The sequence below is a fragment of the Streptomyces sp. NBC_00503 genome, from assembly GCF_036346895.1.
GTDB lineage: Bacteria > Actinomycetota > Actinomycetes > Streptomycetales > Streptomycetaceae > Streptomyces.
In genome coordinates, this window is the sequence record NZ_CP107855.1 from 2,420,317 (window position 1) to 2,432,766 (window position 12,450).

General features: G+C 71.0%; 14 protein-coding genes and 1 pseudogene. 8 read left to right on the plus strand and 7 right to left on the minus strand.

Going from position 1 to position 12,450, the window contains the following annotated elements; translation table 11 throughout:
• Position 1: 1 nt before the first annotated feature.
• Positions 2 to 187, minus strand: a complete 186-nt coding sequence (locus OG490_RS11275) for a hypothetical protein (protein WP_330296147.1) — start codon at positions 185 to 187, stop codon at positions 2 to 4.
• A gap of 237 nt (positions 188 to 424) precedes the next feature.
• On the opposite strand from OG490_RS11275, the gene OG490_RS11280 reads away from it, so the two are divergent.
• Complete coding sequence (locus OG490_RS11280) at positions 425 to 2,482, plus strand: TerD family protein (protein WP_330296148.1); 2,058 nt, start codon at positions 425 to 427, stop codon at positions 2,480 to 2,482.
• Positions 2,483 to 2,550: 68 nt separating this feature from the next.
• Here the strand turns inward: OG490_RS11280 and npdG are convergent, their stop codons facing one another.
• Entirely contained in the window at positions 2,551 to 3,267 is a 717-nt protein-coding gene (npdG, locus tag OG490_RS11285) for an NADPH-dependent F420 reductase (protein ID WP_330296149.1), read from the minus strand.
• A 131-nt stretch (positions 3,268 to 3,398) separates the two neighbouring features.
• On the opposite strand from npdG, the gene OG490_RS11290 reads away from it, so the two are divergent.
• Positions 3,399 to 4,004, plus strand: coding sequence for a hypothetical protein (locus OG490_RS11290; RefSeq protein ID WP_330296150.1), 606 nt, complete (start codon positions 3,399 to 3,401; stop codon positions 4,002 to 4,004).
• A gap of 55 nt (positions 4,005 to 4,059) precedes the next feature.
• Here OG490_RS11290 and OG490_RS11295 read toward each other — a convergent pair whose 3' ends face one another.
• Entirely contained in the window at positions 4,060 to 4,293 is a 234-nt protein-coding gene (locus tag OG490_RS11295) for a hypothetical protein (RefSeq protein ID WP_330296151.1), read from the minus strand.
• Between the two features lie 72 nt (positions 4,294 to 4,365).
• Here OG490_RS11295 and map point away from each other — a divergent pair, with 72 nt between their 5' ends.
• Both map and OG490_RS11305 read left to right on the plus strand, forming a co-directional pair.
• Complete coding sequence (gene map, locus OG490_RS11300) at positions 4,366 to 5,223, plus strand: type I methionyl aminopeptidase (protein ID WP_330296152.1); 858 nt, start codon at positions 4,366 to 4,368, stop codon at positions 5,221 to 5,223.
• A gap of 151 nt (positions 5,224 to 5,374) precedes the next feature.
• Complete coding sequence (locus tag OG490_RS11305) at positions 5,375 to 6,022, plus strand: biliverdin-producing heme oxygenase (RefSeq protein ID WP_330296153.1); 648 nt, start codon at positions 5,375 to 5,377, stop codon at positions 6,020 to 6,022.
• A 32-nt stretch (positions 6,023 to 6,054) separates the two neighbouring features.
• On the opposite strand, the gene OG490_RS11310 is transcribed toward OG490_RS11305, so the two are convergent.
• The 4 genes from OG490_RS11310 to OG490_RS11325 form a co-directional block, all read right to left on the minus strand.
• Positions 6,055 to 6,327, minus strand: a complete 273-nt coding sequence (locus OG490_RS11310; protein WP_330296154.1) for a hypothetical protein — start codon at positions 6,325 to 6,327, stop codon at positions 6,055 to 6,057.
• Positions 6,320 to 6,664 (minus strand): hypothetical protein, encoded by a 345-nt coding sequence (locus tag OG490_RS11315; protein ID WP_330296155.1) that lies wholly within the window; start codon positions 6,662 to 6,664, stop codon positions 6,320 to 6,322. Before OG490_RS11315 ends, OG490_RS11310 begins: the two co-directional genes overlap by 8 nt.
• A 102-nt stretch (positions 6,665 to 6,766) precedes the next feature.
• On the minus strand, positions 6,767 to 7,426 hold the full coding sequence (locus OG490_RS11320) for a PhzF family phenazine biosynthesis protein (protein ID WP_330296156.1): 660 nt from the start codon (positions 7,424 to 7,426) through the stop codon (positions 6,767 to 6,769).
• 19 nt (positions 7,427 to 7,445) lie between these two features.
• Complete coding sequence (locus OG490_RS11325; RefSeq protein WP_330300884.1) at positions 7,446 to 8,738, minus strand: HtaA domain-containing protein; 1,293 nt, start codon at positions 8,736 to 8,738, stop codon at positions 7,446 to 7,448.
• Between the two features lie 2 nt (positions 8,739 to 8,740).
• Between OG490_RS11325 and OG490_RS11330 the strand changes: the two are divergent.
• From OG490_RS11330 to efeU, 4 genes and pseudogenes are all read left to right on the plus strand, one after another.
• A pseudogene (locus OG490_RS11330) lies at positions 8,741 to 8,932 on the plus strand (hemin ABC transporter ATP-binding protein); the annotation flags it as partial.
• Positions 8,933 to 9,118: 186 nt separating this feature from the next.
• Entirely contained in the window at positions 9,119 to 10,258 is a 1,140-nt protein-coding gene (gene efeO / locus OG490_RS11335; protein ID WP_330296157.1) for an iron uptake system protein EfeO, read from the plus strand.
• Between the two features lie 34 nt (positions 10,259 to 10,292).
• On the plus strand, positions 10,293 to 11,585 hold the full coding sequence (gene efeB / locus OG490_RS11340; protein WP_330296158.1) for an iron uptake transporter deferrochelatase/peroxidase subunit: 1,293 nt from the start codon (positions 10,293 to 10,295) through the stop codon (positions 11,583 to 11,585).
• An 18-nt stretch (positions 11,586 to 11,603) separates the two neighbouring features.
• A complete protein-coding gene (gene efeU / locus OG490_RS11345) occupies positions 11,604 to 12,449 on the plus strand; it encodes an iron uptake transporter permease EfeU (RefSeq protein WP_330296159.1) in 846 nt (281 codons plus the stop codon).
• Position 12,450 lies beyond the last annotated feature (1 nt).

Genomic DNA, 12,450 nt, shown 5'->3' on the forward strand with positions numbered 1-12,450 from the left:
CCTAGCCCGCGTTGCTGCGCGCCTTGTCGATCTTCGCCTTGCGCACGTAGAACCAGGCCATGTTCGACGTGATGCCGGCCATCAGCACCCACACGATCCCGAGCAGGCTGCCCTCCACGAAGGAAACGACGGCCGCGGCCACGGCCAGGACGCAGAGGACAACGGCGAAGACGGCAAGGCGGGGCATGTCTGGAGCTCCTCGAAGACACTGAAGCGGTTCAAGCCCCTCCAGTGTCCCCCATGCCCCGGCGTGCTCCCGTCCGGCTGTTTTCCGCCTTCTCGTGATCTTTTCCTCCGCCACGGTTTACGGTTCGCCGGGGGCGCACCGTACGTGCAGTGCCCACGACGCACAGCGACACACACAGATGCAGAGCCCGGCCGCCTCGGTCCGCCATGGACGATGCCGGGCCGCCGGGGGGAAGAAATGCAGGAGATCACAAAGGGCGCCAACGTCAGCCTGACCGCCCTCAGCGAGGACGCCGGCGCGGTCGTGGTGAGCCTGAGCTGGACCAGCGCCTCGGGGGCCGGGGACGCCGACGTCTCGGTGCTGCTGCTGGACGGGAACGACAAGATCCGCAGCGAGAACGACTTCTACTTCTACAACAACCCGGCGGCGGCCGACGGCAGCGTGCAGCTGCTGGGCAAGACGCCGACCGACAACGGCGACGAGGACCGCATCAGTGTGGACCTGACGGCGGTTCCCGAGGAGGTCGCCCGGATCGTCGTGGCGGCCAGCCGGTACGGCGGCGCCCGCTTCGGGGACCTCGACGATCTGCGGATGACGGTCGCGGACCGCTCCGGAGAACCGCTGGTCGGGTACTCGATCGACGACGCGGGCGTGGAGACGGCCTTCATCTTCGGCGAGCTGTACCGGCGCGGCGAGGAGTGGAAGTTCCGCGCGGTCGGCCAGGGCTACGAGTCCGGGCTCGCCGGTCTGGCCACCGACTTCGGCATTCCGGTGCTGGAAGAGGCCGAGGAGACGGAGCAGGACGAGGAGGCCGGGGCGGGCGGGGAAGCCGCGGCGGCACCCGAGGCCGTGCAGCCGCCCGGGGAGGCCGGACCGACCCCGACCCCTGCCACGGAACCGGACCCGGACCCCGCAGCGGCCGCCACCCCCGCCCCCGCCGTCGTACCGGCCCAGACCCGCGGCCGTGGACCCCGTACGACCAGGAAGAAGGTCACCCTGCCCAAGGTGACCAAGAACTCCCTCGCCGAGAACGACTCCTGGAGCCAGGCCCGCCTGTTCCCCGTCCCCTCGCTCAAGAGCGACAAGGAGCGCGAGGTGCGCGCCACCTCGGTGCTGCTGTCGGTCATGGCGCAGGTACCGGAGTTCGGCCGCCGCCTCACCGCCGGGTTCGGCGCGCCCGCCGGCCGGATGCAGACCTTCACCGAGGTCTCCCTTCCGCACGGCTCCCTCCCCCACGGGGACACCCCGCGGCGTCCCGACGGGGTGATCCGGGTGGAGCGCGCGGGCAAGCTGTGGACGGCGCTCGTGGAGACGAAGACGAACGGCAACCCCCTCAAGCCCGAGCAGATCCAGCAGTACATGGACATCGCCACGCGCCGCGGCTACGAGGCCGTGATCACCCTCTCCAACGACGTGGCCCTCGAAGGCCGCGCCATGGTGGACGTGAAGGTCGACGGCCGCCGCAAGCACAAGGTCAGCCTCTGGCACCTCTCCTGGGCCGAGGTCGCCCACCAGGCACAGATACTGATCCGGCACGAGGGCGTGGGCAACGCGGCGCACGCCTGGCTCCTGCAAGAGCTGCTGGAGTACCTCCAGCACGAGCAGTCGGGCTGCCACGGATTCCAGAACATGGGCGCCGCCTGGGTGCCCGTACGCAACGGCATCGAGGAGGAAACCCTCAGCCGGGGCGACGCGCGCGCCGTGGAAGTCGTGGAGAGCTGGGAGAAGCTCGTCCGCCAGGTCTGCCTGCGGCTCGGCGGGGAACTCGGCCAGAAGGCGCTCCCCGTGCAGCGGGCCCGGCGGGGCAGCGATCCGCAGGCCAGGCGGGTCGCGGCGGCGGAGCGGCTGTGCGCCGAGGGGAAGCTCTCCGCGGAGCTGCGCATCGACGGGACCAGCAGCGTCATCGCCGTGAGCGCCGACCTGAGGACCTCGAAGGTCCGTACGTCCGTGGACGTGCCGGCCCCCGAGGGCGCGTACCCGCTGGCCACGGTGAAGCGGCTGGTGCGGCTGCTCGCCGAGGCTCCGGCCGATCTGCACGTGGAGAGCCTGGTCGAGGCCGGGAACGGGCCGCGCGGCACCCTGGAGCGGCTGCGGCCGGAACCGGGCGACCTGCTGCCCGTCGACGGTGCGGCGGTCACCGGCTTCCGGCTGTCGCTGCTCAAGGGCATGGGAAGCACCCGCGGCAACACCGAGTCCGGGTTCATCCGCAGCGTGGACGATGCCGTGGACCGGTTCTTCCGGGGCGTGGTGGCCCACCTGGGCCCGGTCGAGGGGCGCGGCGGACGCCGGAGCTGACGGCCCGGCCGTACGAAGGCCTCCGGGGCTGGGGCCTTCGTACGGCGGGGCGTGCGAGCGGTGGGGGCTCAGACGTCCGTGACGCGCAGGCCCGCGTGGGCCTTGTAGCGGCGGTTGGTGGAGATGAGGTTGGCCACCAGGGATTCGACCTGGTGGGCGTTGCGCAGGCGGCCGGCGAAGACTCCGCGCATGCCCGGGATGCGGGCGGCCAGGGCCTGGACGATGTCCGTGTCGGCGCGGACCTCGCCGAGGACCATCACGTCGGTGTCGATCTCGTCGACCGACTCGTCCTGGAGGAGGACCGCCGAGAGGTGGTGGAAGGCCGCCGTGACGCGGGAGTCCGGCAGGAGGGCGGCGGCCTGCTGGGCCGCGCTGCCCTCTTCGACCTGGAGGGCGTACGCGCCCTGCTTGTCGAAGCCGAGCGGGTTGACGCAGTCCACCACGAGCTTGCCGACGAGGTCCTCGCGCAGCGATTCCAGGGTCTTGGCGTGGCCCTCCCACGGCACCGCGATGATCACGATGTCGCTGCGGCGCGCGCATTCGGCGTTGTCCGCGCCCTCCACACCGAGGCCGAGCTCGTCGGCGGCGGTCCGCGCCCGGTCGGCCGCGCGGGAGCCGATGATCACCTTCTGGCCGGCGCGTGCGAGCCGGTAGGCCAGGCCACGGCCCTGGTCCCCGGTGCCGCCGAGGACGCCCACGACGAGGCCGGAGACGTCGGGGAGGTCCCACGGGTCCTTGGCGGGAGCCTTCGCGGGGGGCTGCTGCGTGCTGTCTGTGGAGGTCATGGGGGCGAGGGTAATGCCGGGACCCCCAGAGTCGAACGCACGGTGGATGTGAGATCCACGGAGATTCCCGGGAGGGGGCGGATGCGGAGGAACGGCTCCCGTATGTCCCTTCTATGCGGCAGGATGCCGGTATGGATGCCGTGAGGGTCGCGCTGCTGCGCGAGGTGCTCGCCGGTACGGAGTGGCCCGGTGCCGCGAGGCGGTTCGCCGTGACGTTGCGGCGGTCGGTCGTGCCGGCCGGCGGAAACCTGCTGCTCGTCGGTACCGAGTCGTACGAGCCCTGGCACCTGGCCGCGCACCTGGTCGACGAGGCCGCCTGGTCGGGCCTGCCCGAGCTGGCGCCCACGCTCGTACGCCACCACGTGCTGCCCGGTGACGCCCCGCACCTGTCGGTCGGCCTGAGCCGGCTGGAGGCGGCCCGGCGCGGGCACACCCTGCTGGTGGTGGCTCCGGAGCGGCCCGGCGAGGGGCTGTTGGAGCGGGTCCACGACGCCCGGCGCGCGGGGGCGACCGTCCTGTCCCTGGACGGCGGGGATCCGGATCTGGGGACGCTCGCGCACGAGGCGCTGTCGGTGCCCGGTGCCGCCGCCGAGCTGGACCTGGACACCGTGCAGCACCTGGTCAGCGCGGCGGCCGGGGAGAACAGCCTGCCCGTGCAGCGCGGGCCCGGGCGCTTCCGGGACCGGCTGGCGCGGCTGGCGGACCAGCTGACCTCGCCGCCGCCCAGCCGCTGGTAGCGCGGGCCCCAGCCGCCGGCAGCACCGGTCGGGGGCACCGGTCAGGGGGCGCCGGTCAGGGAGCGGCTTCGCCCTCCTCGCGGGTCTTGTCGTTCCATTTCGGATCGTTCTGCCATTCGAGATTGCGCTCCTGCGCCGTCTCCATGGCATGGGTGGCCTCCTCCGGAGTCGCGTAAGGGCCGAAACGGTCCTTCGCCGGGCACTCCGGGCCTTCCTCGACCTTCTTGTGGACGAGGCAGTAGTACCACTCGCCCTCTTTGCCCACCTGGCGCTTCTTGAACAGGGCCATCGTCCTCGGGCTCCTCTCGCTGCCGGTCTCTGTCGCCATGCTGCCCCATACCCGCTCGATACACTCGCTTGCATGTCTGGCCAGTCGCTGCTCGTACCAGGCGAGCTCACCCCCGTCCGTTCCGTTCCCGGAAACATCCGCCGTCCCGAGTACGTGGGCAAGCCCGCGCCCACTCCGTACACCGGACCGGAGGTGCAGACGCCCGAGACCATCGAGGCCATGCGCATCGCCGGCCGGATCGCCGCCCAGGCGATGGAAGAGGCCGCCAAACTGATCGCGCCGGGGGTGACCACCGACGAGCTGGACCGCGTCGCCCACGAGTACATGTGCGATCACGGCGCCTACCCCTCCACGCTGGGCTACCGCGGCTTCCCCAAGTCCCTGTGTTCCTCGCTCAACGAGGTCATCTGTCACGGGATCCCCGACTCGACCGTCCTGCGGGACGGCGACATCGTGAACCTCGACGTGACCGCGTACATCGGCGGGGTCCACGGAGACAACAACGCCACGTACCTGTGCGGCGACGTGGACGAGGAGTCGCGGCTGCTCGTGGAGCGCACCCGAGAGGCCCTCGCCCGGGCCATCAAGGCCGTCCGGCCGGGCCGGCAGATCAACATCATCGGCCGGGTCATCGAGTCGTACGCGAAGCGCTTCGGCTACGGCGTGGTCCGGGACTTCACGGGCCACGGGATCAACTCCTCCTTCCACTCCGGCCTGATCGTCCCGCACTACGACAGCCCGCACGCCACCACCGTCATCGAGCCCGGGATGACCTTCACCATCGAGCCGATGCTGACCCTGGGCACCCACGAGTACGACATGTGGGAGGACGGCTGGACGGTCGTCACGAAGGACCGCAAGCGCACCGCGCAGTTCGAGCACACGCTGGTGGTCACGGACACCGGGGCGGAGATCCTGACGCTGCCCTGACCGAAGAAGTCACCTCGCAGAGGTTTTTACCGACAAGGCGTCGGGAACACTTTGACTTAGGCAAGCCTAAGTAGGAGGATCGGGCGTGGCGGCAAGGTCGTCGCGCCCGTCTCCCCCTTTCCTTTTTCTTCCGATTTCTCGGAGGTCCGCCTTGGACGCCTTCTCCACCGTCATCCGTGTCGCCTCGCACGAGCAGCACACCGAGGCAGAGACCTCGACCTTCATGAGCGACCTGCTCGGAGGCCGCCTCGGAGTCGACGCCTACACCCGCTACACCGAGCAGCTGTGGTTCGTGTACCGGGCTCTGGAGGACGCCTCCGAGGCCCTCACGGACGACGCGGTCGCAGGACCGTTCATCCAGCCCGAGCTGATGCGCGTGGCCGAGATCGAGCGCGACCTGGCCCACCTGCGGGGTCCTCGGTGGCGCGAGACGCTGGTGGCGCTGCCCGCCACCGAGGCGTACGCGGCGCGCGTCGCCGAATGCGCGGCCTCCTGGCCCGGCGGGTACGTCGCCCACCACTACACCCGCTACCTGGGCGACCTCTCCGGCGGCCAGATCATCCGCGACAAGGCGGAGCGGACCTGGGGCTTCGACCGCAAGGGAGACGGCGTCCGCTTCTACGTCTTCGCCGACATCTCCAACCCGGCCGCCTTCAAGCGGACCTACCGCGAGCTGCTGGACGCGATCGCCGCGGACGACCTGGAGAAGCAGCGCATCATCGACGAGTGCAAGCGCGCCTTCGACTTCAACGGGTCCGTGTTCCGGGAGCTGGGCGAACAGTTCCCGATGAGCGCGTAGCCGCCTGCGGCGACGCCGTTCGGATTCCCCCGTTACGGGACCCCGTGCAGCACCCAGACCCAGAGCCCGATGGTCGGGAGCAGTCCGGAGGCGCTCCAGGCGAGCACGCAGCCGATGACCCCCAGGCCGATGCGCCGCGGCCGGTCGCGGCCGAACCACACGGCGACGGCGAAGCCCAGTGGGAGCAGGTAGACCCAGAGGGACACGTCCTTGCGCGCGTGCGCGTGGTCGTACCACCCGATCGCCGGGATGAGCAGCGAGAAGAGGGCGGACTCCAGCCGGCGGTACCTCTGGGGACTAGTCACCCTGGACCAGCCAGAAGGCGATGGCGACGAACCCCAGGACGACCTGGGCGACCTGGGCGTAGAGCAGGGCGAGCGTGCAGCCGAAGATGCCCGTGACGATGCGGTTCGTGCGCTGCTCCGCCGTCCACGGGCGGCGCCACGTGGCGGCCACCAGGCCCAGTGCGATCAGGTACGGGAGCGAGAGCCAGAACGGCGCTTCGGGCAGGTACGAGGTCGCGTAGCCGAAACCCCCGGCCACCACGGCCAGCACCGAGAAGAGGGCGGGCACCAGCAGCCACTGCTGCTGCCGGGTGTCGGCGGGGCTCGGGGAGGTCGCGGAGGGCGCGGTCGTGTTCATGGCTCCATCCCAGCACCCGGCGGCGCCCCGGCCGCAGGGCGCAGGTACTCAACCACGCCCGTCGGCGTACTCAGTTGCGCCGTCGCTCAGTTGCGCCGTCGTTCAGTTGCCGCCCGGGTCGAAGCGGACGCGGCCGCCGATCTCCACCGTGCCGTCCGGGCCGGGGGCGGTGAGGATCTGGGAGCCCGCGCCCTGGGTGATGTTCAGGGCCCGGTTCAGCTCGGCCGTCAGCAGGATCGCCGCCGAGCCGGTGGCCTCGTCCTCGACGATCGCACCGTCGGGGCGGCGCGGGAACCCGCGCGCCCGGATCCGGCCCGCGGTCTCGTCCTCCCACGCCCAGGCGTACAGCCAGCCCTCGCCCGGCGGCGGGGCGGGCAGCGCCTCGACCTCGGCGGCGGTGGCGTACTGCTCGGTGCGCTTGCCCGCAACCCACTCCGGGCGGGCGGTGATCCAGGTGAACTCCCCGTCGTCGCGCGCCCATACGGCGCCCGCCGGCGGCTGGAGCTCTTCGATGTCGAGCAGCCAGGCGACCCCGACCAGCGGGTGCCCGGCGAAGGACATCCGGGTGCCGGGGGTGCGGATGTCGACGACCCCGCGCTCGGGGTCGTCGACGAACACCGTCTCGCTGTAGCCGAGTTCGGCGGCCAGTGCCTGCCGGGATTCATCGTCTGGGCAGGTCCGGCCGTCGCGTACGACGCCGAGCAGGTTGCCGTGGCTGCCGTCACCCGCGCAGAAGACCCTCAGGACGTCGAGATCGTTCACGCGGGCATTCAAGCACGGCTCAGTTCTGGGCCGTACGCCGCCTGCGTGCCACGTACACCGCTCCGGCACCGGCGGCCACGATGGCGCCGGAGGCTCCGAGCAGGGCTCCGGCCGGGATTTCAGCGCCGGTGGAAGCCAGGTTCCCGCCGACGCTCCCGCCCACGCTTCCGCCGGTGCCTCCGGCGGGTGCGGGGGTGGCGGCGGTGGGGGCGGCCGTCGGCGCGGCGCTCGGCACAACGGCGTCCTTGTCGACGGAGACCGCGAGGTTGACGTCGTCGACCCGGTCGCCGGCCTTGTACATGGAGCCGGTGGTGTCGTTGGCGAAGGCCGCGGCGCCTTCGGCGGTGAGCGCCGTACGGGCGGAGTTCAGGGCCAGCAGGCCGCCCTTGGTCCTGTACTCGGCCTTCGCCAGGTCGAGCGTGGCGAAGGGGACGTCCGCCTTGGTGCCGGCCGCCGTCTTCACGTCCAGGACCAGCGTGCCCTTGGCGCCCTCGGCGTTGATGCGGATGTTGCCGAAGGTCATGTCGATGCCGTGGCCCGCGTACTGGAAGCGCAGGTTGCCGGCGAAGGAAGCCTCGAGCTTCAGGGCCTTGGTGTCGAGGGTGCCCTTGCCTGCGCCGAAGGCGAAGCTGTCGCCGTTGGCGGCCGCACCGTCGGCCGGGGTGACGGTGCCGCCCGCGCCCTGGACGTACTTGCGGAAGGACTCCTTGATGCCCCAGGCCAGCCTGCCGCTCAGGATCTGCTGCGGGCCGTGGCCTTCGGCCGCCGGGGAGGAGCTCGCGGGGGCCGAGGGGGTGGCCGAGGGCGAGGCCGACTGCGACGGGGAGGCCGACGCGGAGGTGGACGGGCTCGGGGAGGGCTCCGCCGGGAATTTCAGTACGGCGGTCAGCGGGTCGCCGGTCCTGCCCGCGTAGGTGTCGGAACCGAGCAGCTTGCCGGCCTCCGCGGTCAGGGTGGTGACCAGGTCGGCCATCGGCCCCCGGCCGAAGGCCACGCTCGCGAAGGGGACGTCCGCGGTGAGCTTGCCGTCGCGGGTGACGTCGACGACGAGCATCTTCTTGCCCGAGTCGATCCGCAGATTGGCCAGCTTCACCTCGAAGCCGTGCGCGACGGACTTGAAGGTGACGCTGCCCTTGAAGGCGGCGGTCACGACGTGGCCGTTGGCCGGGTCGTACTGGCCGGTGGCCTCGCCGAACTGGAAGCCCTTGTCGGTCTTCACGGCGCCGTCGGCAACGGTGATCGAGCCGTTGGCGGCGGTGGTGACGTAGGCGCGGTAGCTCTCCAGGACTCCCCAGTCGAGGGTGCCACCGATGACCGGGACCGGTGTTCGAGGACGGGCTGCTGAGCCGGGTCTACCGGCAGCCGGTGGAGGTGCTCCCGCACCCGCGCACGGGGGCGCCGCTGGTGGTCCCCGTAAGGGACGAGCCGGCGGCCGCACCGGCGATCGCTGCCGGAGGCAACCATTCCGCCCTGCGGAACGATCACTCGGACTTGACCTCCCCTTGACCTGACCGTGGGCTGCGCTTGAGGCCTCCGTGACGGCTCCGTGTCCGGCGACGGAAGGTGTGGGCTGAATCACTGGACGGGCGGGTATAGGTCAGGTAAGCCTCGGTTAAGTTAGGTCCGCCTCACCGGCCGTCCCCACCTGATCGGGGCGTCCGTCTGCCGAACGCCAGACCGCCAGGAGCCCGCATGCGTCCCGCCCGCCTCACCGTCCTCACCGCGGCCGCCGTGGTGGCCGCTCTCTCCGCGGTCACCGGCTGCTCCGAGAAGAGCGACGCTTCCGGCGACGGCGTGATCCACGTGACGGCCACCGACACCGCCTGCGACGTCTCCGCCAAGGAGTTCCCCGCGGGCAAGGTGCAGTTCGAGGTCGTGAACAAGGGCGAGAAGGTCACCGAGCTCTACGTCCTGTTCCCCGACGGCCGCATCGTCGCCGAGCGCGAGAACATCGGCGCGGGCACCCAGGCCAACGTCACCGCCGAGATCAAGCCCGGCAGCTACGAGATCGCCTGCAAGCCCGGCATGACGGGCGACGGCATCCGCCAGCAGGTCAAGGCCACCGGCCAGGGCGCCGCCGAGAAGCGCAGCCCCGAGGCCGACGCCGCGGTCGCCGCGTACCGCAAGTACGTGCAGGAGCAGGCCGACGAGACCCTCCCCAAGGCGCAGGCCTTCGCGGACGCGGTCAAGGCCGGCGACGTCGAGGCCGCCAAGAAGGCGTACGCCCCCTCGCGCATCGGCTGGGAGCGCACCGAGCCGGTCGCCGAGTCCTTCGGTGACATCGACCCGAAGGTCGACGTCCGCGAGGACGGCCTGGAGACCGGCCAGAACTGGACCGGCTGGCACAAGCTGGAGAAGTCCCTCTTCGCCGAGAACAAGATCGACGACGCGGACAAGAAGCTCGCCGAGACCCTGATGACCGACCTCGCCGAATGGCAGAAGAAGGTCGGCCAGGCGGAGATCACCCCCACCTCGATGGCGAACGGCGCCAAGGAGCTCCTCGACGAGGTCGCCACCGGCAAGGTGACCGGCGAGGAAGAGGCGTACAGCCACACCGACCTGGTCGACTTCAAGGCCAACGTCGAGGGCGCGCAGAAGGCGTACGAGCTGCTCAAGCCGGTCGCCTCGAAGAACGACGCCGAGCTGGCCAAGCAGCTGGACACCCAGTTCGCGGCGCTGAACACGCTGCTGGACAAGTACCGCGCGGACAAGACCGGCTACGAGTTCACCGCGTACGACAAGGTCGGCGCGGCCGAGCGCAAGGAGCTCTCGGACGGCGTCAACGCGCTGGCCGAGCCGCTCTCGAAGCTCGCCGCAGCGGTCGCGAAGTAATTCCGGTAACGGCAGAGCAGGCGGGAGATCCGGAATGAGCGAGTCAGTGTCCAAGCCCGAGCAGGGACCCGAGCAGGCACCCGAGGAGCAGCAGGCCAAGGGTGCGCCCTCGCGGCGCTCCGTCCTCGGCTGGGGCGGTGCGGGCCTGGCGCTCGGCGCCGCCGCGGCCGGCGGCACGGCCCTGGCCCTCACCAAGGACTCGGACATGGTCTCGGCGGCCTCCGCCGGTGCGGCCGTGCCCTTCCACGGTGAGCACCAGGCCGGCATCGCCAGCGCCGTCCAGGACCGCCTGCACTTCGCGGCCTTCGACGTGAAGACGAAGAACCGCGACGAGCTGATCAAGCTCCTCAAGGACTGGACCGAGGCGGCCCGGCTGATGACGGCCGGCCACCCGGTCGGCGAGGGCGGCTACGGCGGCCTCCCGGAGGCCCCGCCGGACGACACGGGCGAGGCCCTGGGCCTGAAGGCCTCCCGCCTCACCCTGACCATCGGTTTCGGTCCCGGCCTGTTCGCCAAGGACCGCTTCGGCCTGGAGGGCAAGCGCCCCGAGGCCCTGGTGGACCTGGAGTCCTTCCCCGGCGACAACCTCGACGCGGCCCGCTCGGGCGGCGACCTGTGCGTCCAGGCCTGCGCCGACGACCCGCAGGTCGCGGTGCACGCCATCCGCCAGCTCGCCCGCATCGGCTTCGGCAAGACCGCGGTGCGCTGGTCGCAGCTCGGCTTCGGCAAGACCTCGTCGACTACCCCGGACGCGCAGACCCCGCGCAACATGATGGGATTCAAGGACGGCACCCGCAACGTCTCGGGCACCGACAACGCGGCGCTGGACAAGCACGTGTGGGTCGGCGCGGGCGACGGCAGCGACTGGCTGGCCGGCGGCTCGTACCTGGTCGCCCGGCGCATCCGGATGCACATCGAGACCTGGGACCGCACCTCGCTCGGTGAGCAGGAGGACATCATCGGCCGCGACAAGGGCGAGGGTGCTCCCGCGGGCAAGTCCAAGGAGCGCGACGAGCCGTTCCTGAAGGCGATGAAGCCGGACGCGCACGTCCGCCTCGCGCACCCGGACACCAACGACGGCGCGACGATCCTGCGCCGCGGCTACTCCTTCACCGACGGCACGGACGGACTGGGCCGCCTCGACGCGGGCCTGTTCTTCCTCGCCTACCAGCGCGACGTCCGCAAGGGCTTCGTGCAGATCCAGCGGCGCCTGTCGAAGAACGACTCGCTCAACGAATACATCCAGCACGTGGGTTCGGCCGTCTTCGCCGTCCCGCCGGGCGTCCGTGACAAGGACGACTGGTGGGGCCGGGCGCTGTTCGCGTAGGGACGGGGAGGAACGAACGTGTTCAGCAACTATCTGATCGGTCTGCGCGAGGGGCTGGAAGCCAGCCTCGTCGTCTGCATCCTCATCGCGTACCTGGTGAAGACCGGCAACAAGAACAAGCTGGCTCCGCTGTGGCTGGGCGTCGGCCTGGCCGCCGCCCTGTCGCTGGCCTTCGGCGCCGGCCTCGAATTCGGCACGCAGGAGCTGTCCTTCAAGGCCCAGGAGGCCATCGGCGGCTCCCTGTCGATCATTTCGGTCGCCCTGGTGACCTGGATGGTCTTCTGGATGAAGCGCACCGCGCGGAACCTGAAGAGCGAGCTCCAGGGCAAGCTCGACGCGGCGCTCGCGATGGGCACCGGCGCGCTGGTGACCACGGCGTTCCTGGCCGTCGGCCGGGAGGGCCTGGAGACCTCGCTGTTCGTGTGGCGCTCGGTGCACGCGGCCGGTGACGGCGCGGGCCCGCTGATCGGCGTGCTGCTCGGCATCGGATCGTCGATCCTGCTGGGCTGGCTGTTCTACCGGGGCGCGCTGAAGATCAACCTGTCGAAGTTCTTCACGTGGACCGGCGGCATGCTGGTCGTGGTCGCCGCGGGCGTGCTCGCGTACGGCGTGCACGACCTGCAGGAGGCGGACTTCCTGCCGGGGCTGGCGAACAAGGCCTTCGACGTCAGCGCCGCGATCCCGCCGGACAGCTGGTACGGGACCCTGCTGAAGGGCACCTTCAACTTCCAGCCGGACCCGACGGTGCTCCAGCTCGTGGTGTGGGCCCTGTACCTGGTCCCGGTGCTCCTCCTCTTCCTGGCCCCCTCGCTGGTCAAGCGGACCAAGCCGGAGCCGGCCAAGGCGGAGGCCGGCCGCTCCTGAG